At 71.9% G+C, this 26119-nt stretch carries 29 protein-coding genes and 1 riboswitch; of the genes, 11 read left to right on the top strand and 18 right to left on the bottom strand.

The genetic code is table 11. The features are described 5' to 3' along the window. Positions 1–3: 3 nt before the first annotated feature. Positions 4–585 (top strand): GNAT family N-acetyltransferase, encoded by a 582-nt coding sequence (locus AW273_RS22510; protein ID WP_062351334.1) that lies wholly within the window; start codon positions 4–6, stop codon positions 583–585. A gap of 178 nt (positions 586–763) precedes the next feature. Next, positions 764–895, top strand: coding sequence for a hypothetical protein (locus AW273_RS39170; RefSeq protein WP_269750260.1), 132 nt, complete (start codon positions 764–766; stop codon positions 893–895). A gap of 49 nt (positions 896–944) precedes the next feature. On the opposite strand, the gene metF is transcribed toward AW273_RS39170, so the two are convergent. Next, positions 945–1865 (bottom strand): methylenetetrahydrofolate reductase [NAD(P)H], encoded by a 921-nt coding sequence (metF, locus tag AW273_RS22515; protein ID WP_062351337.1) that lies wholly within the window; start codon positions 1863–1865, stop codon positions 945–947. A gap of 129 nt (positions 1866–1994) precedes the next feature. Between metF and AW273_RS22520 the strand changes: the two genes are divergently transcribed. Beyond that, positions 1995–3062, top strand: a complete 1068-nt coding sequence (locus AW273_RS22520; RefSeq protein WP_062351340.1) for a polyprenyl synthetase family protein — start codon at positions 1995–1997, stop codon at positions 3060–3062. Here the strand turns inward: AW273_RS22520 and thiE are convergent. Genes thiE through AW273_RS22535 form a run of 3 tightly spaced genes read right to left on the bottom strand, consistent with a single transcriptional unit; the run spans position 3059 to position 5315 of the window. After that, entirely contained in the window at positions 3059–3703 is a 645-nt protein-coding gene (thiE, locus tag AW273_RS22525) for a thiamine phosphate synthase (RefSeq protein WP_062351343.1), read from the bottom strand. The genes AW273_RS22520 and thiE overlap by 4 nt on opposite strands. A gap of 24 nt (positions 3704–3727) precedes the next feature. Continuing rightward, positions 3728–4102, bottom strand: a complete 375-nt coding sequence (locus AW273_RS22530; RefSeq protein WP_062351346.1) for an Rv2175c family DNA-binding protein — start codon at positions 4100–4102, stop codon at positions 3728–3730. 43 nt (positions 4103–4145) lie between these two features. After that, positions 4146–5315, bottom strand: coding sequence for an NAD(P)/FAD-dependent oxidoreductase (locus AW273_RS22535; RefSeq protein WP_062351349.1), 1170 nt, complete (start codon positions 5313–5315; stop codon positions 4146–4148). A gap of 124 nt (positions 5316–5439) precedes the next feature. Beyond that, positions 5440–5554: riboswitch (TPP riboswitch) on the top strand. On the opposite strand from AW273_RS22535, the gene thiO reads away from it, so the two are divergent. From thiO to pknB, 4 genes are all read left to right on the top strand, one after another. Next, positions 5544–6590: a glycine oxidase ThiO gene (thiO, locus tag AW273_RS22540; protein ID WP_062351351.1), complete on the top strand. Its 1047-nt coding sequence runs from the start codon at positions 5544–5546 to the stop codon at positions 6588–6590. Its footprint overlaps the riboswitch before it by 11 nt. Further along, a complete protein-coding gene (gene thiS / locus AW273_RS22545) occupies positions 6591–6791 on the top strand; it encodes a sulfur carrier protein ThiS (RefSeq protein WP_062351354.1) in 201 nt (66 codons plus the stop codon). A gap of 5 nt (positions 6792–6796) precedes the next feature. Further along, a complete protein-coding gene (locus AW273_RS22550; protein ID WP_030450401.1) occupies positions 6797–7567 on the top strand; it encodes a thiazole synthase in 771 nt (256 codons plus the stop codon). Between the two features lie 72 nt (positions 7568–7639). Next, a complete protein-coding gene (pknB, locus tag AW273_RS22555) occupies positions 7640–9556 on the top strand; it encodes a Stk1 family PASTA domain-containing Ser/Thr kinase (protein ID WP_062351357.1) in 1917 nt (638 codons plus the stop codon). 56 nt (positions 9557–9612) lie between these two features. On the opposite strand, the gene alc is transcribed toward pknB, so the two are convergent. The 9 genes from alc to uraD are packed head-to-tail and all read right to left on the bottom strand — an operon-like array spanning position 9613 to position 17284. Further along, positions 9613–10554: an allantoicase gene (gene alc, locus AW273_RS22560; protein WP_062351360.1), complete on the bottom strand. Its 942-nt coding sequence runs from the start codon at positions 10552–10554 to the stop codon at positions 9613–9615. After that, positions 10551–11831: an allantoinase AllB gene (gene allB / locus AW273_RS22565; protein WP_062351363.1), complete on the bottom strand. Its 1281-nt coding sequence runs from the start codon at positions 11829–11831 to the stop codon at positions 10551–10553. The genes alc and allB overlap by 4 nt, the downstream gene beginning before the upstream one ends. Next, positions 11828–12967 (bottom strand): glycerate kinase, encoded by a 1140-nt coding sequence (locus AW273_RS22570; RefSeq protein WP_062351366.1) that lies wholly within the window; start codon positions 12965–12967, stop codon positions 11828–11830. Before AW273_RS22570 ends, allB begins: the two co-directional genes overlap by 4 nt. Before the next feature lie 7 nt (positions 12968–12974). Continuing rightward, entirely contained in the window at positions 12975–14303 is a 1329-nt protein-coding gene (locus AW273_RS22575; protein WP_062351369.1) for an 8-oxoguanine deaminase, read from the bottom strand. Next, the gene (locus AW273_RS22580; RefSeq protein WP_062351372.1) at positions 14300–14776 is read right to left on the bottom strand and encodes a (2Fe-2S)-binding protein; all 477 of its coding nucleotides are present in this window, start codon (positions 14774–14776) and stop codon (positions 14300–14302) included. Before AW273_RS22580 ends, AW273_RS22575 begins: the two co-directional genes overlap by 4 nt. Next, a complete protein-coding gene (locus tag AW273_RS22585; protein WP_062351375.1) occupies positions 14773–15615 on the bottom strand; it encodes an FAD binding domain-containing protein in 843 nt (280 codons plus the stop codon). Before AW273_RS22585 ends, AW273_RS22580 begins: the two co-directional genes overlap by 4 nt. Further along, on the bottom strand, positions 15615–16469 hold the full coding sequence (gene pucL, locus AW273_RS22590) for a factor-independent urate hydroxylase (RefSeq protein WP_062351378.1): 855 nt from the start codon (positions 16467–16469) through the stop codon (positions 15615–15617). The genes AW273_RS22585 and pucL overlap by 1 nt, the downstream gene beginning before the upstream one ends. Positions 16470–16472: 3 nt before the next feature. Next, on the bottom strand, positions 16473–16814 hold the full coding sequence (gene uraH, locus AW273_RS22595; RefSeq protein WP_062351381.1) for a hydroxyisourate hydrolase: 342 nt from the start codon (positions 16812–16814) through the stop codon (positions 16473–16475). Beyond that, positions 16811–17284, bottom strand: a complete 474-nt coding sequence (uraD, locus tag AW273_RS22600) for a 2-oxo-4-hydroxy-4-carboxy-5-ureidoimidazoline decarboxylase (protein ID WP_062351384.1) — start codon at positions 17282–17284, stop codon at positions 16811–16813. The genes uraH and uraD overlap by 4 nt, the downstream gene beginning before the upstream one ends. A gap of 128 nt (positions 17285–17412) precedes the next feature. On the opposite strand from uraD, the gene AW273_RS22605 reads away from it, so the two are divergent. Further along, positions 17413–18249, top strand: coding sequence for a deoxyribonuclease IV (locus AW273_RS22605; RefSeq protein WP_062351387.1), 837 nt, complete (start codon positions 17413–17415; stop codon positions 18247–18249). Positions 18250–18345: 96 nt separating this feature from the next. On the opposite strand, the gene AW273_RS36480 is transcribed toward AW273_RS22605, so the two are convergent. Both AW273_RS36480 and AW273_RS22615 read right to left on the bottom strand, forming a co-directional pair. Next, positions 18346–19110, bottom strand: coding sequence for a LytR/AlgR family response regulator transcription factor (locus AW273_RS36480; protein ID WP_232327547.1), 765 nt, complete (start codon positions 19108–19110; stop codon positions 18346–18348). 28 nt (positions 19111–19138) lie between these two features. Then, on the bottom strand, positions 19139–19681 hold the full coding sequence (locus AW273_RS22615) for a molybdopterin-dependent oxidoreductase (RefSeq protein ID WP_083949965.1): 543 nt from the start codon (positions 19679–19681) through the stop codon (positions 19139–19141). 275 nt (positions 19682–19956) lie between these two features. Here AW273_RS22615 and aroF point away from each other — a divergent pair, with 275 nt between their 5' ends. Further along, positions 19957–20991, top strand: a complete 1035-nt coding sequence (gene aroF / locus AW273_RS22620) for a 3-deoxy-7-phosphoheptulonate synthase (protein ID WP_062351391.1) — start codon at positions 19957–19959, stop codon at positions 20989–20991. An 11-nt stretch (positions 20992–21002) separates the two neighbouring features. Then, entirely contained in the window at positions 21003–22190 is a 1188-nt protein-coding gene (locus tag AW273_RS22625; RefSeq protein ID WP_062351393.1) for an MFS transporter, read from the top strand. On the opposite strand, the gene thiI is transcribed toward AW273_RS22625, so the two are convergent. Genes thiI through macS form a run of 3 tightly spaced genes read right to left on the bottom strand, consistent with a single transcriptional unit; the run spans position 22179 to position 25171 of the window. Continuing rightward, a complete protein-coding gene (thiI, locus tag AW273_RS22630; RefSeq protein WP_062351395.1) occupies positions 22179–23375 on the bottom strand; it encodes a tRNA uracil 4-sulfurtransferase ThiI in 1197 nt (398 codons plus the stop codon). The two genes, AW273_RS22625 and thiI, sit on opposite strands and share 12 nt — an antisense overlap. Before the next feature lie 42 nt (positions 23376–23417). After that, positions 23418–24068 carry a response regulator gene (locus AW273_RS22635; RefSeq protein WP_062351398.1) on the bottom strand — a complete coding sequence of 217 codons (651 nt, stop codon included), beginning with the start codon at positions 24066–24068 and terminating at the stop codon, positions 23418–23420. Next, positions 24065–25171 carry a MacS family sensor histidine kinase gene (gene macS / locus AW273_RS22640; RefSeq protein ID WP_062351411.1) on the bottom strand — a complete coding sequence of 369 codons (1107 nt, stop codon included), beginning with the start codon at positions 25169–25171 and terminating at the stop codon, positions 24065–24067. The genes AW273_RS22635 and macS overlap by 4 nt, the downstream gene beginning before the upstream one ends. Before the next feature lie 110 nt (positions 25172–25281). On the opposite strand from macS, the gene AW273_RS22645 reads away from it, so the two are divergent. Next, on the top strand, positions 25282–26118 hold the full coding sequence (locus AW273_RS22645) for an MHYT domain-containing protein (protein WP_062351415.1): 837 nt from the start codon (positions 25282–25284) through the stop codon (positions 26116–26118). Position 26119 lies beyond the last annotated feature (1 nt).

The raw sequence follows: 26119 nt of genomic DNA on the forward strand, positions 1-26119 counted from the left end.
AGGATGATCGAGATGCGCCGGGTGGGGCCCGAGGACTTCACCTCGGAACTGCGCACGGTCCTGGGCATCTACACCGCCGCCATGCGCCCGCCGCCCGACCAGTTGTCGGGGCGGCTGGCCATAATGCGCAACCACACCACCTACCCGGCCTTCGCCGCGGTGCTGGCCACGACGGAGAGCGGCGAGATCGCCGGGTTCGCCTACGGCTTCCACGGCGCCCACGGCCAGTGGTGGCACGACGTGGTCAAGCGGGCCCTGTTCGAACGCGCGGGCCCGCTGGTGGCCGACGACTGGTTCGGCGACGCGCTGGAGCTGGCCGAGATCCACGTCCACCCCGACCACCAGAGCAAGGGCATCGGCCGCCGCATGATCCACACGATGTGCGCGGGGCGGCCGGAACGCACAGCCGTGCTGTCCACCCACGACGCCCCGACGGCGGCCCGGCACCTCTACGCGAGCCTCGGCTTCTACGACCTGATGACGGCCTTCGCCTTCCCGGGCGGCTCAGAGCTCTACGCCATCGCCGGCGCCCGCCTCCCCCTCGCGCCGCCCACGTTCCCCGAGGCCCGATCAGCCGGAGTGTGATCCGGACGAAGGCCCGCAAGCACCGCCCACCCGCTCGGCATCGTCGCCGGGTCGGCCCCTGAGCCTGAGCCTCGTTTTCGCACGCCGGAGGGTGAACGGCAGTGATCCCCAAGACGATTGCAAGATCGCTTTGGCAGCGTGGACGCGGACGAGATCCCTCCCGACCGAAAGGGTTCACATGAGCGACTTCGCATCCTCCGCCCGCCCGCTCGACGAAGCCGAGCTCGCCGAGATCACCGGCGGCCACGCCCCCGACTACAACTGGGCCGAGTACGACTGGCGCGACGCGGTGATGTGCGCTCTGCCGTAGTCACGCGAAAGGCGGGGCCGTCCACCGGGACGGCCCCGCCTTTTCGTTGTCAGACCGCGGGGACGGCCGGCATCAGCGCCTGGTAGACCTCGCGCGTCGCGTTCGACCGGTTGAACGTGATGAAGTGGATGCCCGGCGCCCCTTCGTCGAGGAGGCGGCGGCACAACTCCACGCCGTGCTCGATGCCGAGCTGGTAGACGGCGTCGGGGTCGTCTTTGACCCGTTCGAACCGTTCGGCCACCTTCGCGGGGAACGGTGCCCCGGAAAGCTGCTCGGAGCGGGCGATCGTGCCGAATTTGGTCACCGGCATGATGCCGGGGATGATCGGCGTCTCGCAGCCCGAGGCCGCGACCCGGTCGCGCAGCCGCAGGTAGTCGTCGGCCTCGAAGAACATCTGGGTGATCGCGTAGTCGGCGCCGGCCCGGCATTTGCGGACGAAGTAGTCGACGTCGGACTCGATCGACGGTGACCGGGGGTGCTTGTAGGGGAAGGCCGCCACCCCCACGCAGAACTCGCCCGACTGACGGATCAGCCGGACCAGGTCTTCGGCGTAGTGGACGCCCTCCGGATGGGCGATCCACTCGCCCATCGGGTCGCCGGGCGGGTCGCCCCGCACGGCCAGGATGTTGCGCACGCCCGCGTCGGCGAAGCGGCCGATGAGGTGGCGCAGTTCGCGGACCGAGTGGTTGACGGCGGTGAAGTGGGCGACCGGCGTCAGCGTCGTGCTGTGGGCGATGCGCTCGACGATGTCGACGGTCCGGTCGCGGGTGGAGCCCCCCGCGCCGTAGGTGACCGAGACGAAGGTCGGCTTCAGCGACTCCAGCTCCCGGATCACCCGCCAGAGCTGACGTTCCGCCTCGGGTGTCTTGGGCGGCATGAACTCGAACGAGAACGACCGCTCGCCGGCCGCGAGCAGTTCCCTCACGGTGGCGACACGGTCGGGAAAGCGTGAGGGGAGACCCAGAGCCATGCGGCCAAGGTTACTAGTCTCACCGGAAAGACGGCAGAAAGCGTCTTACGGGATGATCAAATCTCGGCTCACCAATCACAACCACCCCGCCAGATGAACGAATCGATCACCGGCATATACCCTCATTACATGACAAATGCCACCGCGCCTTTGGACTTCATCCGTCCCGAGGTGGACCAGGCCCTCCAGCGCTTCGTCGACCGCCGCCGGGCGGCGTTCGACGATCCCGATCTGGCGGCCGTACTGGGCGCGGTGCGCGACTTCCTGGCGGGCGGCAAACGGCTGCGGCCGGCCTTCTGCTACTGGGGCTGGCGGGCCGCCGGAGGGGCCGACGACCCCGGCGTGATCTCCGCCGCGTCGGCGCTGGAGCTGCTCCAGGCCAGCGCGCTCGTCCACGACGACGTGATGGACTCCAGCGACATGCGGCGCGGCATGCCCTCCGCCCACCGGCGCTTCGAGAAGCTCCACGTCGACTCCGGGTGGCACGGGTCGGCGGTGCAGTTCGGCGAGGGCGCGGCGATCCTGGTCGGGAACCTGCTCCTCATCTGGTCGGGCGAGTTGTGGCGGACCTCCGGCCTGCCCGCCGAGAGCCTCGCGGCGGCGCAGCCCGTCTTCGACCACATGCTGACCGAGCTGATGAACGGCCAGTACCTCGACCTGCTGGCGCAGGCCCACGGCGAGAACTCCTTCGAGAGCGCGCGGCGGGTGGCCCTGTTCAAGAGCGGCAAGTACTCCGTCGAGCACCCGCTGCGCCTCGGCATGACCCTGGCGGCCCAGTCGCGCGATTCGTGGATCGACCAGGTCTGCGCCGGCTACGGGCAGAACGTCGGCATCGCCTTCCAGCTCCGCGACGACGTCCTGGGCGTCTTCGGCGACCCGGCCGAGACCGGCAAGCCCGCGGGCGACGACCTCCGCGAGGGCAAGCGCACGATGCTCATCGCGCGCACCCTGGAGCTGGCCTCCCCCGCCCAGGCCCGTTCGGTTCGGGCCCTCGTCGGTGACCCCAAGCTCGACGAAGAGGGCGTGGCCACCCTGCGGGCCGTCATCGAGGACACCGGCGCGCTCGCCTCGGCCGAGGAGCTCATCACGACGTATGTGAAGGAGGCCATCGCGGTCCTGGACGCCGCCCCCATCGAGGCGGAGGCGCGGGAGGCCCTGAAGGCCCTGGCCATCGCGGCCACGACCCGCCGCAACTAGCGCCGGAGTCGGCGGGCGAACTCCCCGGCGGCCGCCTTGGGGTCGGCGGCCTCGGTGATGGCGCGCACGACCACGACCCGGGTCGCCCCCTGGGCCAGGACCTCGTCGAGGTTGCCCAGGTCGATGCCGCCGATGGCGAACCACGGCCGGTCGGAGGGCAGCGCCGAGGCGTGCGCGAGCAGCGGCAGGCCCGGCGCGGGACGTCCCGGCTTCGTCGGGGTCGGCCAGGTCGGCCCGCAGCAGTAGTAGTCGACGCCCGGCTCGGTCGAGGCCGCCTCGGCCTCGACCGCGGCGTGGGTCGAGCGGCCGATCAGCATCTCGGCCCCGACGATCTCCCGGGCCAGGGGCACCGGCAGGTCGTCCTGTCCGAGGTGGAGCACGTCGGCCCGCGCCGCGTAGGCGATGTCCGCGCGGTCGTTGACGGCCAGCAGCGCGCCGTGCCGGTCGCAGGCCGCGCGGAACACCCGGAGAAGGGCGAGTTCCTCCCGGGCCTCCAGGCCCTTCTCCCGGAGCTGGACGATGTCCACCCCGCCGGAGAGCGCCGCGTCGAGGAATTCGACCAGGTCGCCGCGCTCCCGGCGGCCGTCGGTGCACAGATAGAGGCGGGAGTCGGCGAGTCTGCGCCGGGAGGAGTCGGTCACCCGCCCCACGATGTCATGGGACCACTAGAAGCCGAGCGCCTGGGCTCTCCGCTTCACCTCGGTGTGGCGGCCGGCCTTGATGGCCTCGATCGGGGCGCCCGGCAGCGACTCGTCGGGAGTGAAGAGCCACCGGATCGACTCGACCTCGCTGTAGCCCGCGTCGGCGAGCACGGTCAGCGTGCCGGGAAGGCCCTTGATGACGTCGTCTCCGGCGATGAAGACCGCCGGGATCTGGGGCTCGCCACCGCCTCTGCGGGCGCCCACGAGCTTCTTGTCCTTGATGAGCTGCTTCGCCCTGCCGATGCTGAGCTGGAGCTTTTTCGCGACTTCCGAGAGAGGGAGCCACTCCCCCACGAGCTGGTCGGTGTCTCGGTCGATCTGCGCAACTGTAAGCGTCACGAATCCACCATTACCACACGTCCGCCACCATGAAACACCCAGTTTACGCCACGGTGCAGTCTCGAAGGGTAACGCTTGGGTCGGCGAGGCGGGCCGCGTCGAGCCTTTGCCGTCCTTCGACGAGACGTCGGCCTTGCACCAGATCGCGCGGTCTGTCGACCGTGAGGATCGCGGTCAGCCGGTGGTCGCGGGTGAGCCAGCAGGCCGCCCACTTGGCGTCGGTCTCGGGGTCGCCGCGCAGCACCAGGCGGGCGCCGTGGTGGTGGCCGGCGTACTGCACCATGCGGCCGAACTGCTCGGACCAGAAGTAGGGCACCGGGTCGTAGACGGCGTTCTCGCCCATCAGGGTCGCGGCGGCGGTGTCGGGGGCGCCCAGGGCGGTGTCCCAGTGTTCGACGCGCATGCGGCGGCCGAACCGGCGGCTGTACCAGTTGGCGCAGTCGCCCACGGCGACCACGTTGGGCACGAAGCTGCGCAGGTGCTCGTCGACCAGGACGCCGTTGTCGAGCTCCACGCCGGAGCCGTCGAGCCAGCCGACGTTGGGGCGCACGCCCACGCCGGTGACGACGACGTCGGCCTCGATCCGGCCGCCGTTCATCAGGGTCAGGCCGTCGGGGTCGACGCTGCCCACGGGGGCGTCGAGCACGAGGTCGACGCCGGCCTCGGCGTACCAGGGGATCATGTGGCGGCCGATCGGCAGCGCCGCCGCGACCGGGGCGTCGGCCGCCTCGACGACCGTGACCCGGCAGCCCGCGCGGGCCGCCGCCGTGGCCACCTCGGCGCCGATCCAGCCCGCCCCGATGACGGCCACGCGGGCGCCCTCGACCAGCGCCTCGCGCAGCGCCAGGGCGTCGTCGATGGTGCGCAGCACGTGCTGGTGGCCCTCGCCGCGCAGCCGGACGGGGGTGGCGCCGGTCGCGACGACCAGGCCGTCGAAGGCGATCTCGCCGTCGGTGGTCGACAGGACGCCGTCGTGGAGGCCCTTGGCGGCGGTGCCGAGCATGAGGCGGACGTCGAGCGCCTCCAGGTCGGAGTCGACCACGGTGGAGTCGGCGTCACCGAGGAGGACCGCCTTCGACAGGGGCGGGCGGTCGTAGGGGCGATGGGGTTCCTCGCCGATGAGGGTGATCCGGCCCTGGTACCCGTGGGCCCGCAAAGCCTCGACACTCCGGACACCGGCCAGGCCGGCGCCCACCACCACGACGTGATCCACGAGTAGACCCTAGATTGCCGACGGGCCCACCCGCCAATGGAGATTCGGTAACGAATTGAGTAAGTAGCTCGCACAGTGGGGCTATTCCGTGTTGTGCGAATCAGATCAATTCGCATTACTCTGGACAAAGACGCGCGGGAGTCCGGCTGACCGGGCTGAGAGGGGAACTCCACAGGTTCCCGACCGCTATCGAACCTGATCCGGATCATGCCGGCGAAGGGAGCGCGGATGAACGCTTCAGACGTGTTCGTGATCGGCGGCGGCATCGCCGGCCTGTCGATCGCCTGGCGGGCCGCCACGCGGGGCCTCACCGTCACGCTGGCCGACCCCGACCCGGGCTCGCAGGCGACCCGTGCCTCCGCCGGCATGCTGGCGCCCGTCAGCGAGGTCACCTACACCGAGGAGCCGCTGCTGCGGCTGGGCCTGGCCTCGCTGGAGTTGTGGCCCGCCTTCGCGGGCGAGCTGGAGGCCGCCGGCGGGATCCCCGTCGACCTGCGCTGCGACGGCACCGTCGAGGTCGCCTACGACGCCGACGACCTGGCCCAGCTCGACGAGCTGGCCGCGTTCGAGGAGAAGCTCGGGCTGCGCGTGGAGCGGCTGACCGGGCGGCAGTGCCGCCAGGCCGAGCCGATGCTCTCGCCCAACGTCCGGGGCGGCCTGCTGGCCCGTGACGACCTGTGGGTGAATCCGCGGCGGGTGGCCCAGGCGCTGCAGCAGGCGTTCCAGAACGCGGGCGGCCGGATCGTCAGGGAACGCGTCACCACGCTGGAGGGCCTGCCGGCCGACCACGTCGTGGTCGCCGCCGGGGCCTGGTCGCCCAGCCTGCTGCCCGGCCTGCCGATCCGCCCGGTCAAGGGGCAGATCCTGCGGCTGCGCGGCCCGCGCGGCTTCCTGAGCACGTGTGTACGCGGCACGGTCCGCGGCTCCGAGGTCTACCTGGTCCCCCGCGACGACGGCGAGATCGTGGTCGGCGCGACGATGGAGGAGCTCGGGTTCGACACCCGGGTGACCGCCGGCGGGGTCTACGAGCTGCTGCGGGACGCCCGCGAGATCGTGCCGGGGATCACCGAGCTCGAACTGGCCGAGACGTTCGCCGGGCTGCGGCCCGGCACCCCCGACAACCTCCCCTACGTCGGCAGGCACGGCGACGTGTGGGTGGCGGCCGGCCACCACCGGGCGGGCGTGCTGCTCGCCCCCCTGACGGCCGAGGCCGTCGTGGCCGGCCTCTTCGGCGAAGCCGATCCCATGCCCGAATGCACCCCCGCGAGGATCTAGATGCGCATCACCATCAACGGCGACCCCCACGACCTCGACGACGGGGCGACGGTCACCAAAGCCGTGCACAGACTGACCGCCCAGGCCGCCGGGATCGCGGTGGCCGTCAACGACGAGGTGGTCAGCAGGGGCGCGTGGGACGCGACCGTGCTGACCGACGGCGACCGGGTCGAAGTGCTCACCGCGGTCCAGGGAGGCTGAAGGACATGGACGATCCCCTGCTGATCGGCGGCGAGGAGTTCGGCTCGCGGCTCATCATGGGCACCGGCGGCGCGCCGTCGCTGGAGGTGCTCGACCGGGCCCTGGTGGCCTCGGGCACCGAGCTGACCACGGTCGCGATGCGCCGGCTCGACCCGGCGGCCCGAGGGTCGGTGCTCGACGTGCTGCGCGAGCGCGCCATCAAGGTGCTGCCGAACACCGCCGGGTGTTTCACGGCGGGCGAGGCGGTGCTGACCGCGCGGCTCGCCCGGGAGGCGCTCAATACCAATTGGGTAAAGCTGGAAGTCATCGCCGACGAGCGCACTCTGCTGCCCGACCCCATCGAGACGTTCGACGCGGCGGAGCGGCTGGTGGCCGACGGGTTCGTCGTCCTCCCCTACATCGGCGACGACCCGATCCTGGCCCGGCGGCTGGAGCAGGCGGGCTGCGCTGCCGTCATGCCGCTCGGGTCGCCGATCGGGTCGGGTCTGGGCATCCGAAACCCCCACAACATCGAGCTCATCGTCGAATCGGCACAGGTGCCGGTGATCCTGGACGCCGGAATCGGCACCGCGAGCGACGCCGCCCTCGCCATGGAACTGGGCTGTTCGGCGGTGCTGCTGGCCACGGCGGTCACCCGGGCGCAGAAGCCCGACCTGATGGCGGCGGCGATGCGCGGCGCCGTCGAGGCGGGGCGCCGGGCGTTTCTGGCGGGCCGAATTCCGCGACGGCGATATGCTGAGGCGTCCTCGCCGGGGCGACCGTTCCAAGACGGGTAAACCTTCCTGTTTCGGTCTCGGTTTGGGATTCCTGCACTCAGCACGTGGCAAATCACCCGTAAACTCGAGGCCGTGGACACGACGCTTTCCGATCCGCTCGTCGGGCATACGCTCGACGGTCGCTACCGCGTCGAGTCCCGGATCGCCCGGGGCGGCATGGCGTCCGTCTATCTGGCTCTGGACGTCCGGCTCGACCGCATGGTCGCGATCAAGGTGATGCACCGGTCGCTGGCGGAGGACCCGCAGTTCGTCCGGCGCTTCATCGGCGAGGCCAAATCGGTCGCCTCGCTGTCGCATCCCAACATCGTGCACGTCTTCGACCAGGGCACCGACGGCGACCACGTCTACCTGTCGATGGAATACTTCCCGGGCAAGACGTTGCGGGCGGTGCTCGACGAGCGGGGGCCGCTGGCCCCGCGCGAGGCCCTGGAGATCATGATCCCGGTGCTGGCGGCGCTCGGCAGCGCCCACCAGGCCGGGCTGATCCACCGCGACGTGAAGCCCGAGAACGTGCTGATGACCGACGACGGCCGGGTCAAGGTCGTCGACTTCGGGCTCGTCCGGGCCATCGAGGGCGGCAACCAGACCCGCTCCGGCGTGATGATCGGCACGGTCGGCTACATGGCCCCCGAGCAGGTCACCACCGGCCAGGCCGACGTCCGGGCCGACGTCTACGCCGCCGGGATCATGCTGTTCGAGCTGCTCACCGGGCGTCAGCCGTTCGGCGGCGAGAGCCCGGTGTCGGTCGCCTACCGCCACGTCCACGAGTCGGTGCCCGCGCCGTCGTCGTTCTCCTACGACATCGCGCCCGCGCTCGACGCGCTGGTGGCCGCCGCCACCGCCAAAGACCCGGCCGACCGGCCGCGCGACGCCAACGCGATGCTGGTGGCGGCCGTCGAGGTGCACCGCACCCTCCCCGCCGCCGTGACCGGGCGCCACTCGGTCCCGCCCCGGCCCGCCCCGGTGGACCAGGCGTTCCACACCGGCTCCCACACGATGATCCAGCCGGCCATCCAGATCCCGCCGACCACGCCGCCGAAGTCGCGGCGCGGGTTCCGGGTCAACTGGGGCATCGTCGCGCTGGCCCTGGTGATGGTGGGCGGCATCGCGTTCAGCGGGTGGTATTTCACGACGCCGCGCACCGCGATCGTGCCCGACCTGGTGCAGCGCAACGTCGAGGCGGCCCGCCAGCTCGCCGAGAGCAACGGCTTCACCATCAAGATCGCCGAAGGCCGCTACGACGCCAAGGTGCCCAAGGACATGGTGCTGGAGACCAGCCCGGTCAAGGGCGTCGAGGCCGAGCGCGGCTCGATCATCACGATCATCGCCTCGCGCGGCCCCGAGATGGTGACCGTGCCGAAGGTCGAGGGCAAGACCGAGGCCGACGCCCGGGTGACGATCTCCGACGCGGGGCTCAACGTCTCCCGCGTCCGCCGCACCCCGAGCGACACCATCGCGCGCGGCCTGGTGATCAGGACCGACCCCGTCGTCGGCAAGAAGGTCGAGAAGGGCTCCAACGTCATCCTCGCCGTCAGCATGGGCCTGCTGCTGCCCGACGTGGTCAACATGCCGCGCGACCAGGCCGAGGCGCTGATGCGCGAGAACGGCTTCGACCCGAGCTGCGTCAACGAGGTCGTCGACGACACCCAGCAGGGCACCGTCATCGCCCAGGAGCCGATCGCCGGCGCCGAGGTCGACAAGGGCGCCCGGGTCTGCCTGACCGTCTCGCGCGGCCCCGACACCGGCTGGAAGTGGCCCTGGGAGCAGGACCCGTCGGTCGCCGCGCCCGACTTCGTGCCCGTCCCCGACGTGCGGTTCAAAGACGTCAAGGAGGCCAAGCGCGAGTTAGAGGCGGCCGGCTTCAAGGTGGCGGTCCACAAGCTGTTCTCCCGGGGCCGTCCCGGGGGCGACGGCGCGGGCAAGCGCGTGCGCGGCCAGAACCCGCTCGGCCAGGTGCCCGCGGGCAGCACGATCAATCTCTGGTACTAGCCCAAGCGAGCCGCGGACGGCCGAAGGCCGGCCGTGGCTCGCGCCATGAATCTGCCTCAGAAAACCAGACGGCCTGGCAGGCGTAGCCGCGCCAGGCCTCCGTCGGGGTAGATGTCGCACTTCACGTGGGTCACCGGGCGGTCGCTGTCGAGGCGGAAGCGGTGCTGCGCGTCCGGCTGGAGGCGGGTCTTGCCGAGCAGGCTGAACCAGTCGCCGTCGCCGTCGCGGCCCGACAGCGACACCCAGCCCGGGGCGTTGAAGACCAGGTGGGTGGTGTCGATCTCGGCGACGGTGACGGTGCCGCGCCCGGCCAGCCGGACCACCAGCCAGTCGTTGCCGTCGTCGCGGCGGCGCGCGGTCTCCCAGCCTTCGGCCTGGTGGCGGGCGAGACCGGGGGCGATGACGTTGTTGGGCGAGCTGTAGAACTGGTTGGAGCAGTCGATCACCCGGGCGCCGTTGGAGAGCGCGGCCAGGTCGACGGTGAGGCCGTGCAGGAACCGGGGGTCGGGCACGACCTCCCCGTGCACCCGGAACCGGGCCACTCCCCCGTCGGGGTAGATGTTGAGCCGCACGTGCGTGTAGCGGTTCGGGTCGCCGACGGCGAACTCGTGCTCGCGGTCGCCGCCGAGCGGGCTCTTGGGCAGGATCTCGGTCCAGCCGGTCAGCTCGTGGTGGGCCAGCGGCTCGTCGACGGCGCAGGCGTCGACCGAGGCGTAGGGCGGGTAGTTGCCCTTGAACCAGGCGGTGTCGATCACCAGGCCGTGGACGACGCCGGGCAGCCCGAGCCGGACGATCGCCCAGTCGTGCCCGGTGGTGCGCCGGCGGCGGGTCTCCCAGCCGTCGTAGATCTGGCCCTTGGCGCCGAAGTCGTGGGTGTGGAACTGGGCGGCGTGCGGCAGGATCAGCGCCTGGCGTTCGGCGAAGGCCTCGTCGTTGGCGGCGATCACCGAGCCGCCGTTGCCGCGCAGGGCGAGGTCGGGCAGGTGGCGGAAGGTCATCGGGCACCTCTCGTCAGGAACCGGCCGTGGCCGGGGGTCTCACCGCGAAGCCAGGTCCTCTGTACGACACCCCGGAGCGCCCGGCCCTGATAGGCGGTCACCGGGTTCTTGTGGGCGAGGTCCGCGGCCTCGACGACGAAGGCCGCCTCGGGATCGAAGGCCACGAGGTCGGCGTCCGCCCCGGCCTCGATCCGGCCCTTGTAGGACAACCCGGCGAAGTCGGCGGGGCCGCGCGCCATCCACCTGACGACGTCCTCCAGGGAGAAGCCCCGCGCCGACGCCTCGGTCCAGACGACGGGCAGGCCGAGCTGGAGCGAGGAGATCCCGCCCCAGGCCGTGGCGAAGTCGCCGGGGCTCTTCATGTCGGCCGGGCACGGGGAGTGGTCGGAGACGACGCCCATCAGGGTGCCGTCGGCGAGCCCGGCCCACAACGCGTCGCGGTTGGCCGCCTCGCGGATCGGCGGGCAGCACTTGAACGCGGTGCCGGTGACCTCCTCGGCGCTGAGGGTCAGGTAGTGGGGGCAGGTCTCGGCGGTGATCCGCACCCCCTGCGACCGGGCCGCGCGCAGCACGGGGACGGCGTCGCCGGCGGAGACGTGCACGATGTGCGCCCGCGCGCCCGTCTCACGGGCCACCGCGATCACCGTCTCGATGGCCCTGACCTCGGCGTCCTGGGTGCGTGAGCCGAGGAACTCGGCGTAGGAGGGGCCGGTCGGCTCGGTGAGCGTCCGGGGGTCCTCGGCGTGGGCGATCAGGAGGCCGTCGAAGCGGGCCAGTTCGCGCAGCGCCAGGGTGAGCCCGTCGCCGTCGAGGGCGGGGAACTCGTCGACGCCCGACGGGGACAGGAAGCACTTCACCCCGAACACCCCGGCGTCCCAGAGGGGACGCAGGTCGCCGAGGTTGCCGGGGATCGCGCCGCCCCAGAAGCCGACGTCGACCGCGATCCGGCCCCGGGCGGCCTTCTTCTTGATCTCCAGGTTCGGCACGGTCGTGGTCGGCGGCAGCGAGTTGAGCGGCATGTCGACCATCGCGGTCACGCCCCCGGCCGCCGCCGCCCGGGTGGCCGTGGCGAAGCCCTCCCAGTGGGTGCGGCCGGGTTCGTTGACGTGGACGTGCGTGTCGACCAGGCCGGGCAGCAGCGCGACGTCACCGAGGTCGAGTCCCTCGCCGGTGTCGTACGGCACCAGCCCCGCGATCCGCCCGCCGACGACGTCGACGCCGAGCGGCCGTACCCCTTCGGGGGTCACCACCCGGCGTGACCGCACCAGAACCGTCACAGATGCTCCTTCACCACACTCGCCACGAGCCGCTCCAGCAGCGGCCCGGCCTGGGCCATGCAGATCTCGGGGTCGGGCTCGATGCCGGTGAGCGCGTACGCCGCGTCGATCCCGGCCTTGCGCAGGTCGTCGTCGCCGACGGCGCGCCGTCCGCAGACCGCGATCACCGGCACGCCGTGCCGCATGGCCGCGGCGGCGACGCCGACGGGGGCCTTGCCGCGCAGCGACTGCTCGTCGAGGGAGCCCTCGCCGGTGACGACCAGGCGCGCGCCCTCGACGTGGGTCTCGAAGTCGAGCAGGCCGAGCAGGTAGGCGATGCCGGGCCGGATGGACGCGTTCAGGAACGCGAGCGCGGCGAAGCCGACGCCCCCGGCCGCCCCGGCGCCGGGCTGCCCGGCCACGCCCATCGCGCGGACGATCCCGTCGTGCTCGACCGAGCCGGTCAGGCCGTGGGTGTGGACGGCGACCGCGGCGAGCCGGGCGAGCCCGGTCTCCAGGAGCCTGACCTGGTCGGCGTCGGCCCCCTTCTGCGGGGCGTAGACGGCCGCCGCGCCGTGCGGGCCGAGCAGCGGGTTGTCGACGTCGGAGGCGACGACGTACTCGGCGGTTCCGGCGTCGAAGCCGGACAGGTCGATCGTGGCCAGGTCTTTCAGCGCGCCGCCGCCGGGCGGCAGCTCCTGACCGGAGGCGTCGAGGAAGCGGGCGCCCAGGGCGCGGGCCAGGCCGGTGCCGCCGTCGGTGCAGGCGCTCCCGCCCAGGCCCAGCACGATCCTGCCCGCGCCGCCCCGCAGGGCGTGGGCGATCAGTTCGCCGGTGCCGTAGCTGGTGGCGGTCAGCGGTTCGAGCCCGCCGGGCAGACGGCGCAGCCCCGACGCCTCGGCCATCTCGACGACGGCGGTCTCGCCCCTGACCGCGTACGAGGCGCGGACCGGCCGGCCCGTCGGCCCGGTCACCTCCACCTCGACGCGGGTGAAACCGCAGGCCGCGACCGCGTCGACGGTGCCGTCGCCGCCGTCGGCGACCGGCAGCAGCACGACCGGCACGTCGCCGAGCCCGGCGGCGACGTGGCGGGCGACCTCGGGGGCGGTCAGCGAGCCCTTGAACTTGTCCGGTGCGATGACGACGTGATCCTTCATCCCGTCATCATGACCGAAGCAGTCTGGCGTGTGCCCGCGCCCCCGCCGCTCCGGCGGCCTCCCCGGAGACGGTCCGCAGGTCGCCGTCCTCGACCACGGTGACGCCGTTGACGATCAGCCGGGCCAGGGGCGGGGTCTGGCCGTAGCCGAGTGCCACGATCGGGTCGGAGGCGGCGGCGTAGGGGCCGTCGACCCGCCAGACCGCGACGTCGGCGAGCTTGCCGGGTTCGAGGGAGCCGATCTCGTTCTCGCGGCCCAGGCAGCGGGCGCCGCCGATGGTGGCGATCTCCAGGGCCTGACGGGCGGTCAGCGCGTGCGGGCCGTAGCGGGCGCGCTGCATGAGCATCGCCTGGCGGATCTCCCCGGCGAGCGGGATGAACTCGGCCGAGCCGGGGCCGTCGACGCCGAGCCCGACGGTCGCGCCCGCGCGCAGCAGTTCGCTGACCCGGGCGATCCCGGCGCCGAGGCGGCCGTTGGACGACGGGCAGTGGGCGGTGCCGGTGCCCGTCTCGGCGAAGCGGGCGATGTCGGCGTCGGTGAGGTGGACGCTGTGCGCGATCCACACGTCGGGGCCGAGCCAGCCGAGCGATTCGAGGTATTCGACGGGGAGCATGCCGAACTGCGCCTTGCAGTGGTCGTCCTCGTCGAGGGTCTCGGCGCCGTGGGTGTGCAGGCGGACCTTCAGGTCCCGGGCCAGCGCGGCGGCCTGGCGCATCAGGTCGCCGCTGACCGAGAAGGGCGAACAGGGCGCGACGGCCACCCGCAGCATCGAGTCGAACAGGGGGTCGTGGTACTTGCGCACCGCCGCCTCGGTCTCGGCCAGGATCTCGTCGAGGGTCTCGACCACCTCGTCGGGCGGCAGGCCGCCCTGGGAGCGGCCCCGGTCCATCGAGCCCCGGCACGGGTGGAACCGCAGGCCGACCTCGGCGGCGGCCTGGACCTCGGCGGCGAACAGGTCGCCCCGGCCCTTCGGGAAGACGTAGTGGTGGTCGGTCGTGGTGGTGCAGCCCGACAGCGCCAGCCAGGCCAGGCCGGCCGTCGCCGCGCCGTGCACGACCTCGGCGTCCATGCGCGCCCAGACCGGGTAGCTGGCCACCAGCCACTCGAACAGGGTGCCGTCGGGGGCGATGCCTTGGGAGGCCCACTGGTAGAGGTGGTGGTGGGTGTTGACCAGCCCGGGGGTGACCAGGCGGCCGCGCCCGTCGATCCGCTCGGCGTCGCCCTCGTAGGGCCCCGCGCCGACCGACACGATGCGGTTGCCCTCGATCGCGACGTGGCCGTCGGGGATCTCGGCGCCCACGACGGGGGCGACGTAGGCGTTCTCGATGACGATCATGAACCGGCCTTCCGGCGGGCGGCCAGGCGGACCGCGTCGAGGATCTTCTCGTAGCCCGTGCACCGGCACAGGTTGCCCGCCAGGTGCTCGCGGATCTCCGCGTCGGCGGGCACCCCGTCGTGCCGGGCGATCAGCGAATGGGCCTGGACGATCAGGCCGGGCGTACAGAATCCGCACTGGACGGCGCCGCACTCGACGAACGCCTGCTGCACCGGATCGAGCTCCCCCTCGCCGGGGGCCAGCCCCTCGACGGTCAGCACCTCGCGGCCCTCGGCCTGGCCGGCCGCCACGAGGCAGGCGCAGACCGGCCGGCCGTCGAGATAGACCGTGCAGGAGCCGCACTCGCCCTGTTCGCAGGCGTTCTTCGCGCCCGGCAGGCCGAGCCGCTCCCGCAGGACGTAGAGCAGGCTCTCCCCCGGCCAGACGTCGTCGGCGGTCATCGGCGCGCCGTTGACGGTGACGTTGACCCTCATGACGTCCTCCTGTGTTCTTCCCAGGCCCAGCCGAGCGTGCGGCGGGCCATCACGGCCAGAGCGTGGACGCGGTAGTCACGGCTGCCCCGGACGTCGTCGATGGGTGCGGCCGCGGCGGCGACGAGCTCTCCGAACCTCCTGCTCACCTCGGGGTCCCCGGGGGACCAGTTCTCGGCCAGGAAGGTCTCCGCCTCGGGGGCCCGGCGCGGCGTGGGGGCGGCCGAGCCGATCCCGGTGCCGACCGTTCTCGCCGCCACGTCGAGGGCGATGCCGAACGAGCAGACCGCGATGACCATCGCGTTCCTGGTCCCGATCTTGGAGAAGTACTGCGGGCCCCGCCGCTCCGGCACGTGGACCGCCCGGATCAGTTCGCCGGGCGCCAGGGCGTTGCGCTTCACGCCGGTGTAGAAGTCGCCGATCGGGATCATCCGGATGCCGCCCACCGACTCGGCCTCGACGATCGCGCCGGACGCCAGCAGCGGCGGGTGGCTGTCGCCCGCCGGGGAGGCCGCGCCGAGGTTACCGGCGACGGTCCCCCGGTTGCGGATCTGCGGCGAGCCGACCGTGCGGGAGGCCTGGGCCAGGCCGGGCAGCCGGTCGGCCAGCTCGGCGATGACGCGGGTGTAGGTGACCCCGGCCCCGATCCGGACGATCCCCGAGTCGGCGGACCACTCGGTCAGCTCGGTCACCGGCGTGAGGTCGAGCAGCGCCTTCGGACGGCCCTTGTCGAGGTTGATCTCGACCATGACGTCGGTGCCGCCCTGGATCGGGGTCGCGTCGGGCCGGTCGGCCTTCATCCGCAGGGCCTCGGCCCAGGTGGTCGCGCGCAGGAAGTCCATCAGTCCCACGCCTTTCCGGGGCCGGGCGCGTCCTCGCGCGACACGGCGCCCTCGATCAGGCCGTAGGGGCGGTCGGCGGCGAAGTAGACCTCGCCGTCGTTGTCGAGGCCGAACGGGTCGAGGTCGACCAGGAAGTGGTGCTTGTTCGGCAGTTCGAGGCGGACCTCGCAGACGTCCGGGCAGTCGGTCAGCACCCGGGCGCCCATGGCGTAGAGGGTCTGCTGGAGCGACAGGCTGTGGGTGGTCGCGAAGGCGTCGAGCAGGGCCTCCCTGGCCGTCGCGTAGGAGGCCTCCCAGTCGCCGGGTTCGCCCGCGTGCCGCCAGCGGGCGGTCACGGCGGTGGCCAGCACGCGGTCGCGGGTCTCCGGCAGGGTCGTGTAGCCGTCCTTCAGGTAGCCCCAGAACTCCGAGCCGGTCGTGTTGAGGACCACCAGGTCCTTCAGCCCCGAGACCACGGTGGCCCGCTCGCCGTCGTAGTGGACCACGCAGGTGCGCACCTCCTGGCCCTTGCGGGCGAAGGAGTGACCGCCGCGGCGCTCCCAGGCGTACTCCTCGATCTCCACGCGGGCGTGGTGGATCGTGGGCTGCCCGTCGACGAAGTGGCGGGCCAGCAGCAGGGCGAACTCCTCGATCGCGCCGACGCCGTGCTTCCTGGCGAACGCGTAGACGGTGTTCTTCTGCGTGTCGGTCGGCAACACGGCCGCGTTGTCGCCGGTCAGGTGGACGTCGGTCATGTCCCCCGACAACGACGTGCTGACGTTCAGGTCCTTGATCTGGTGGGCGTCGCCGTGCCGGGTGACCCGCACGACCCGGGTCTCGGCTTTGCCGTAGCGGTTGGGGCCGAGCGTGAACACTTTCTAACTCCCCCGGTAGGTCGAGTAGCCGAACGGGCTCAGCAGCAGCGGCACGTGGTGGTGCTGATCGGCGTCGGCGATGGTGAAGACGACGGTGACCTCGGGGAAGAACGCGTCGTCTCCCAGGTAGCCGCCGGTGTCGAAGATCAGCCGGTAGGTCGCCGCCTCCAGCGTGCCGGTCCACTCGCGGCCGAGCGGCGTCCACTCCCCGATGCGGCCGTCCTTGTCGGTGCGGGCTTCTGCGAGGGCGACGTACCCGTGGGCGGCCCGGCGGGCCAGCCGCACGTGGACGTCGGCGGCCGGGCAGCCGCGCGCGGTGTCGAGCACATGGGTGGACAGGGTCACGCGCCCTCCTCCCACAACTTGGCCAGCCGCAGCCGGACGATCTTCCCGAGCTCGTCGCGCACGACCATCCGCTCCTTCTCCGGTACGTTGCCCAGACGATCCTCCAAGATCGCCAGCATCTCGGGGGCCGACTTCCCGGTCGCGCAGACGAGGTAGACGTGCCCGAACCGCTCCTCGTAGGCCGCGTTGCCCGCCTTCAGACGCCGCAGGACGTCCTCTTCGGCGGCGGCGGTGCCCGACTGCTCGTCGCGCGACCACGCCGACTCCCTCGACCCCCCTTCGGAGCGGTCGCCGATCCGGGGGTGCGCCGCCAGCGCCTCCTCGACGTCGGCCCAGTTCAGCATGGCCAGCACCCCGTCGCTGCGGTCGAGGAGACCGGCGAGGTCGGCATAGGGCCGCCCGGCCACGCCGTCGGCCCAGCGGGCGGACGCGCAGCACGCCAGCAGGTCGTCGCGGCTCGGTTCACGCATGGTCGCCAGTACACAACGCGGCCCCGGCCGAATCCAGCAGCGGGAGCTCCCAAAGCCCCGTCCATGAGCGGCCGATGGTTTGTACGTTGCCACAAACCGCCGAAACCCCCGGGTAACCTGATCCCACTATGAGCACTGGAAACGCGATCGGCGGCCACGTCCTGGTGGCCGGCGGGCTGGCCACCGGAGGGCTGCGGTACGCCGCCGAGATCGGCGCCGAGATGGCCCAGGTCTTCGTCACCAACCCGCGCGGCTGGGCCCTCAACGAGGGCGACCCCGCCGAGGACGCCAAACTGCGCGAGGCCGGCCTGCCGGTCTACGTCCACGCGAACTACCTGATCAACTTCGGCTCGCCGACCGAGGCGACGCTGGAGAACTCGATCGCCTCGGTCCGCCACACGCTGCGGCGGGGCCGCGAGGTCGGGGCGCTGGGCGTGGTCGTCCACACCGGCTCGGCGGTCAGCCAGCCGCGCGAGGCGGCCTTCCGGCAGTTGCGCGACCATTTGCTCCCCCTGCTGGAGGAGATCCCCGACGACGGCCCCGACCTGCTGCTGGAGCCGATGGCCGGGCAGGGCCAGATGCTCTGCGCGACCGTCCAGGATCTCGGCCCCTATCTGTCGGCGCTGGAGTGGCACCCGAAGGCCGGCGTCTGCCTCGACACCTGTCACGCCTTCGCCGCGGGCCACGACCTGTCGACCCCCGAGGGCGTCCGCGAGACCTTCGACGCCCTGCACACGATCGCGCCGGGCCGGCTGAAGCTGATCCACGCCAACGACTCCAAAGACGTGCTGGGCGCGAAGAAGGACCGTCACGAGAACATCGGCGCGGGCCACATCGGGGCCCAGGGGTTCGCCGAGATCATGCGCCACCCGGCGGTGGCCGGGGTGCCGCTGTGCATCGAGACGCCCGGCAAGGCCGACAAGCACCGTGAGGACATCGACCTGCTGAAGAAGCTCCGCGGATAGCGGGCGGATCCGGCCGTCCCCCGAACGACCGGATCCGTGACCGCAACCTTATTTCCCAGGTCAGCGCCACACCGGCTGATCACGACAGACGGCGTGTCAGGCGCGACGAGCGGTCAGCCGCTCCCTGACCTCCCGCGCGAGCCGCCGCGAGACCGGCAGCGTCTCGGTCCCGACCAGCAGCAGCGCCCGCCCGCCGGCGAACCTGAGTTCGCTGACGTGGCGGGCGTTGACGAGCGTGCTCCGGTGGGCCCGGATGAACCCGGCCGCGGCCCACCGCTGCTCCAGCGCGGCCATGGAGGTCCGCACCAGGAAGCCGCCCTCGGCGGTCCGGAGCCGGACGTAGTCGCCGTGCGCCTCGGCGAACCAGACGGCGCCGGGGTCGATGAACCTGGTCCGGCCGCCCAGCTCAACCGGGATCGACTCGTGGGCGGTCTTCCTCCGCAGGTGATCCAGTTCGAGCTGGTCGGACAACCACCGGGCGGTCTTGAGAAGATCGCAGACCGGTTCGGCCGCGGGGCCGGCGCCTTCAGCGGGTGCGGTGGCGGCGCGATCCCGCCGGCATGCCCGACGGTCCGGCCGGACTCGGTTCCAGGGGGCGCCGGCCTCCCGGGGGAACTCCGGAGCCGGGGCATGGGCCACCAGGGCTCCCGCCACCGTGCCCATGATCGTCAAAGGCGCCGCCCCGCCCGGGGACCTCCCCCGCATGGCCGCCACCGCCGCGTCCCAGCCGTCGGCCCGGCCCGCCAGGACCTCGGTCGTGGAGGTGATCGTCAACGGGGCGCCGACGGCCCGCTCCAGGTGGGGCAGGGCCGCTCGGGCGGCCTCGGGGGTGAGCCGGAAGGGCACGTCGAAGCAGCACACCCGGGCGAGACTAGACCTCCCGGCCCGGCTAGGGCGGGCCCTCGCCCGGGTCCTCCTGGTATGAGTAGCGCTGCTCCCGCCAGGGGTCGGCGACGTTGTGGTAGCCCCGGTCCTCCCAGAAGCCGCGCCGGTCTTCGGTCAGGTATTCGATGGCGCGCACCCACTTGACGCTCTTCCAGGCGTACAGATGGGGGACCACGGCCCTGACGGGGTGCCCGCGCTCGGGGCTGAGCGGCTTGCCGTCGAGCTCGGTCGCGAAGAGGGTCGAGTCGCGGTCGAAGTCGCTCATGCGGACGTTGGCGCTGTAGCCGTATTCGGCCCAGATCATCACGTGGCCGACCCCGGCGGCGGGCGGCACGGCGGCCAGGAACGCCGACGCGGGCACGCCGGTCCACTCGTTGCCCATGATCGAGAACTTGGTCACGCAGTGGAAGTCGGCCAGCACCGTCGAACGCGGCAACTGGCCGAAGTCGTCCCAGGTCAGGTAGTGCTGCTCGCCGGACGCGGTGGCGCCGAAGATCTGCAGGCGCCAGGTCGCGGGCCGGAACGTCGGCACCCTGCCGTAGTGCATCACGGGCCTGCCGCGCGGGACGTACTGCCCCGGGGGCAGCCGGTTCTCCTCCTCGGGCGTCTCCGGCACCCGCCCATCCTGTCACCCGCCCCGCGGTGCGCCCGCATCAGGGTTGTGCGATATATTTCGACCATGCTTGGCGCAGTCTCGTTTTGGTATGGCGACGGACCCGTGAGGACCGTTCGCCATGAGGTTGTGCACTAGCAGCCACAGGCGGTCGAAAAGCCCCGGGTCCGATCTAGGACCCGGGGCTTTTCGCGTGTTAAGGAGAAATCATGGTCATCGTCATGGCCCCTGAGGCCACCCAGGAAGACATCACCGAGGTCGTCGCGCTCGTCGCGTCGGCGGGTGGTGAGGCGTTCGTGTCCCGCGGCGTGAACCGCACGATCATCGGGCTGATCGGCGACGTTGAGCAGTTCGCCAGCCTCAACCTCCGCGGTCAGCGCGGCGTCGCCGACGTGATGCGCGTGTCCACCCCCTTCAAGCTCGTGAGCCGCGACAACCATCCCGTGCGGTCGACGGTCCGGGTGGGCGGGGTGCCGATCGGGCCCGACACGGTCACCCTCATCGCGGGGCCGTGCGCGGTCGAGACGCCGCAGCAGACCCTTGAGGCCGCCGAGATGGCCAAGGCCGCCGGGGCCACCCTGCTGCGCGGCGGCGCGTTCAAGCCGCGCACCTCGCCGTACGCCTTCCAGGGCCTCGGCGAGCAGGGGCTGCGCATCCTGGCCGACGTCCGGGAGAAGACCGGGCTGCCGATCGTGACCGAGGTGGTCGACGCCCATGACGTGCCGCTCGTGGCGTCGTACGCGGACATGCTGCAGGTCGGCACCCGCAACACGCAGAACTTCGCGCTCCTGCAGGCGGTCGGCGCGGCCGGGAAGCCGGTCATGCTGAAGCGCGGCATGAGCGGGACCATCGAGGAGTGGCTGATGTCGGCCGAGTACATCGCCCAGCGCGGCAACCTCGACATCGTGCTCTGCGAGCGCGGCATCCGCACCTTCGAGACGGCGACCCGCAACACCCTCGACGTGTCGGCGGTGCCGGTGGCGCAGCGGCTCTCCCATCTGCCGGTGATCATCGACCCGTCCCACTCGGGCGGGCGGCGCGACCTGGTGCTGCCGCTCACCCGGGCGGCCGTCGCGGTGGGCGCCGACGGCGTGATCATCGACGTCCACCCGCACCCCGAGCAGGCGCTCTGCGACGGCCCGCAGGCCCTGGTCGACGGTGACCTGGAGGAACTGGCGAGGATCATGCGGAACTTCGCCCCGCTGATGGGCCGCACCCTGGCCGGTGAAGCGGTCGCGGTGTAGCCTCCGCCCTCGTGGCGTTTTCGGGGGATCTTTACCGCAACAAGAATTTCGTTCTCCTGCTCGGTGTTCAGACGTTGTCCGTGCTGGGCGACGCGTTCTCGACCGTGGCGGTGCCGCTGCTGGCGCTGCACGCGACCGGGTCCGTCGCCCAGATGGGCGTCCTCACCGCGCTGACGGGCGTCGCCTCCGTCGTGACCGGCACCTTCGCCGGAGGCATCGTCGACCGGTTCGACCGGCGGCGGGTGCTGGTCGTGTGCGACGTCGGCCGTTTCCTCCTGTACGGCCTGATCCCGGTCCTGTGGTGGGCGACACCGGCGATCTGGCCGCTCTACGTGATCGTCCCGCTGGCGGCCGCGCTCGGCATGGTCTTCAACGTCGCCTATGTGACCGTCCTGCCGTCGATCGTCGACCCGGGCGACATCACCCGGGCCAACGGCGTCCTGTACGGGGTCTTCGCCGTCGCGGGGGTGGCGGGCCCCGCCCTGGCGGGCGTGGTCTCGGGCGGGTACGGCCCGGCCGCCGCGATCGGGCTGGATTCGGTGACCTTCCTGATCTCCGCTTTCGGGCTGCGGTTCATCCGGCTGCGGCCGTACCGGAAGGAGGAGACCGGCGGCCGCCTCGCCGGAGCCAGGTTCCTGCTCGGGAACCCGGTGCTGCGGACCATGACGATCCTGCTCACCGCGCTCATCTTCCTCACGGCCGGGCTCGACGACCTGGTCGTCTTCCACCTCAAGCAGAACCTGGAACAGGCCGACGCGGTGGTCGGCTATGTGCTGGGCGTGGGCGCGATCGGCACGATCATCGCATCGATGGCGGTGGCGCGGGTGCGGAAACGGCTCGGGTTCGGGCCGACGTGGTTGCTCTCGACCACCCTGGCGGGGCTGGCGGTGGTGGTCATCGGGCTCTCGCCCGGCGTGGCCGGGATCGGGGCGCTGATGGCGCTGTTCAGCCTGGCGATCACGGTCGGCGCGATCTGCTCGATGTCGCTGCGCCAGGAGATCACCCCGGCCCACCTGCTCGGCCGGGTGACGGCCGCGTTCTGGACCATCCACTTCGCCCTGGGGCCGCTGGGGGCGACCCTGGCGACGTGGACGGCGGCCGGGCAGGGCGTGGCGCCGGTCGTGACCGTGATGGGGGCCGGGCTGCTGCTGACCGCGCTGGGCGGGGCGTTCAGCCCGGTCAGGCGGTCAGGTCTCTAGCTTGTAGGCCTGGATCGAGTCGGCGAGCTGCACCGCGAGCTCCTCGGCGTCGAGCCGCTTCTCGATCAGCTTCAGGTCTTCGATCTTGGCGGCCAGCTCGGGCTGGCGGGAGGCCAGGATCGTGCAGCAGTCTTCGTCGGGCAGCTCGGAGATGGCCAGCGTGCCGATGCGGCGGGCCTCGGCGATGACCTCCATCTTGTCGAGCCCGATCAGGGGCCGCAGGATCGGCAGGTCGGTCGCGCTGTCCTGGGCCGCGATGTTGGCCATCGTCTGCGACGACACCTGGCCGAGCGAGTCGCCGGTGATCAGGGCGGTCGCCTTGTGGCGGTGGGCGACCTCTTCGGCGGTCTTCAGCATCAGGCGGCGCTGGGCGATCATCGCCAGGCGGTCGCTGCCGGAGGTGCGGATCGACTGCTGGGCCTTGCCGAACGGCACCACCCACAACCGCGAGCGCCCCTGGAAGGCGTCGAGGCGGCGGACCAGCGCGTAGGCCTTGTAGATCGACTCGGTGGTGGTGAACGGGATGCCGGAGAAGTGCAGGAAGTCGACCCGCAGGCCGCGGCGCATCATGCGGTAGGCGGCCACCGGGGAGTCGATGCCGCCCGACAGCAGCGCCAGGCCCCGGCCGCTGGTGCCGACCGGGAGGCCGCCCTGGCCGGGGCGGCTGTCGACGTAGACGAAGACCTCGTCGCGGTCGACCTCGATGGCCATGGTGAGCTCGGGGTTCTTCAGGCTGACCGGCAGGCCGTAGGTGTCGTTGATCTCGCCGCCGACGTGCCGGTCGAGCTCGGCGGAGGTCATCGGGAAACGCTTGTCGCGGCGGCGCGAGCGGACCGCGAAGGTGGCCTTGCGGGCCGCCTCGGGGGTCTCCCTGACCAGTTCGAGCGCGGCCTTGGTGACGACCGACGGGTCTTTGGCGACCCGCCAGGCCAGGTGGACCAGCACGATGCCGGGCACCTCGCTGACCCGCTTGGCGACCGCCTCGGCGACCTCGACGCCGGTGCCCTCGGGCAGGAACAGGGCGATCACGCCGTGGCGCTGGCGCAGGTCGATCTCGAAGCCCGACAGGGCGAATTTGATGTTCGCGCGCAGCCGGACCTCGAACTGCTCCCGGTTCTTTCCTTTCAGGACGATCTCGCCCAGTTTGAGCAGCACACAGGGCTCACCCAGAGCGGTCATGGTCATGGTGATGGTCCTTCGGGAACGACTGGCGGGAACCTTTTAACTCTAGTCGAGGTCCGCCAGACCTTTTTCGATCGCGTAGCGGACCAGCTCGACGCGGTTGTGGAGCTGAAGCTTGCTCAGGGTGTTCTGCACGTGGTTCTGGACCGTCCGGTGCGACAACACGAGCCGTTCGGCGATCTGCTTGTACGACAGCCCCTTCGCCACCAGCCGCAGCACCTCGGTCTCCCGGTCGGTCAGCCGGGGACCCTCCTCGGCGGCCTTCGGCTGGGCGGCCAGACGGCGGTACTCCCCCAGCACCAGCCCGGCCAGGCCCGGCGTGAAGACGGCGTCGCCCTGGGCGGTGCGGGCCACGGCCTCCAGGAAGTCGGCCTGGCTCGCCGACTTCACCAGGTAGCCCGACGCGCCCGCCTTCACCGCCTCCAGCACGTCGTCGTGCTCGGCGCTGGCCGACAACACCAGCACCTTCGGCGGGTGCTCCGAGGCCCCCAGGCCCCGGGCCACCTCGACCCCGCGCAGGTCGGGCAACTGGAGATCGAGCACGACCACGTCGGGCCGCACGGCCGCCGCGACCCGCAGCGCCTGGCGGCCCTCGCCGCAGGTCGCCACGATCTCGTAGCCGGCCTCGGCGAGGTCGCGGGCCACGCCCTCCCGCCACATCGGGTGGTCGTCGACGACCATGACGCGCACGCTCATGGCGCCACGATAACCATCTCGATCTCGGTGCCATCAGGGGAGGAGGCGATCGTGACCCGGCCGCCCAGAGCGGCCACCCGGCCCCTGATCGACTGCGAGACGCCCAGGCGGCCCCGCCGCTCGGCCTCCTCCAGGCGGCCCTCCGGCATGCCGGGGCCGTCGTCGCGGACGGTCACCGTCACCTCGCCGTCCTCGGCCTCGACGAGGATCCACGCCCTGGTCCCCTCGGGGCAGTGCCGGCGCACGTTGTCGAGCGCGTTGCCGACGGCGGCCGACAACTCCTCGACGGTGCGGGCGGGCAGGTCGACCGGGGTCGCGGGGGTGGCGACGGTGACCGCGGCCGAGGCGTGGCGGCGCAGCGCGTCGTTGAGGTCGGCCGACTCGGCGGCGGGGGGCCGGGGCGCGGTCCTGACCAGCTCGCGCAGCACGGCCTCCTGCTCGCCCGCCAGGCGGCCCAGCTCGGCCGCCTCTCCCCCGATCTCGGCGCCCCTGCGCTGGACCAGGGCGAGGACCTGCAGGACCGAGTCGTGGATGCCGCGCGCCAGGCGTTCGCGTTCGCGTCCGGCCGCCTCGATCTCGACCGCCCGCTGCATGCGGGCCTCGGCCTGCTTGGCCAGCCGGGCGACGTGGCCGATCACGACGCCGGCGAGGAACAGCAGGACCGCGCCGTTGACCGGGACGGTGTTCAGGTCGAGCACGCCGACCCCGCGCAGCCACACGTCCAGCGCCGCGATGACCGCCGCGGCGGCGGCGCCCGCGCGGCGGCCCGCGTAGACGGCCCAGGCGACCACCGGGGCGGCCACCCAGGTCGCGGTGATCGGCATGGCGCCGCGCGGGCCGTCGAACCCCTGGACCCAGACCGACGACAGCAGGCAGGCGGCGGTGACGAGGAGGTCGGCGGTCAGCAGCGGCCAGCCGCGCAGGCGCTCGCGGGAGTAGGCGTAGGTGGCGAACACCGTCCAGGCGGTCATGAGGACCAGCACCGACCAGGCGGGCCCCGGGTTGCCGTAACCGTCGGCCTCGATCACCAGCACGGCGGCGTAGCCGAGGGAGCAGAACCGGTAGACGGCGATCGCCCGCCAGAAGGGCGTCTCGATGGTCATTTCGGTCATCGTACGACTACCTAACGAACGTCACATGAACCCTTGAACCGGACAAAGTCCCCAGATGGAGCGATGCAATAATTTTGTTGCAACCACAACGAGGAGAACGCATGTCCCATATCAATCACTTCTCGCACGGAGCGTGGACTCCTCTCCTCGCCTACCTGATGTCCGTCGTCGGCTCACTGCTCGGCCTCATCCTCACGGCCAGGGCACGTTCGGCGCAGGGCGCCTCCCGCTACCGCTGGCTGGCCGGGGGCGCGCTGGCCATCGGCGGCACCGGCATCTGGGTCATGCACTTCATCGCCATGATGGGCTTCGACGTGAACAGCGAGATCCGCTTCGACGTCGGGCTGACCACGATCTCGGCGGTCGTGGCGGTCGCCGTCGTCTACGGCGGGCTCCACGTCGTCTCGCGGGGCGACGGACTGCCGCGCCTGCTCGCCGGCGGCCTGCTGGCCGGCACCGGCGTCGGCGCCATGCACTACATCGGCATGTTCGCGATGAGCATGTCGGGCACCCTGACCTACGACCCGGTGATGGTGGCGCTCTCGGTGCTGATCGCGATCGTCGCGGCCACCGTCGCCCTCTGGTTCACCCTGAAGGTCGAGGGCCCGCTGGCCACCACCGGCGCGGCCCTCATGATGGGGGTGGCCGTCACGGGCATGCACTACACCGGCATGTACGGCCTCAGTGTCGCCCCCGGCGACAACGTCCCCCAGGGCGCCAGGGCCATGGACTTCCTGCTGCCGCTCATCGCCGGCATCAGCCTGATCACCGTGGGCCTGCTGCTCGCGATCCTGCTCTCGCCCTCGGCCCGCGAGATGCGCGAGGACAGCGAGCTGCTGGAGCGCCTGCGGCACCGCGGGAACACCCCGGCGACGCCGCCCCCGCCCGCGCCGCAGCGCCGGCAGGACGGCGACGACCTGTTCACGCCGCGCAGGTGAA

This window comes from Herbidospora yilanensis (assembly GCF_001570565.1).
Taxonomy (GTDB): domain Bacteria; phylum Actinomycetota; class Actinomycetes; order Streptosporangiales; family Streptosporangiaceae; genus Herbidospora; species Herbidospora yilanensis.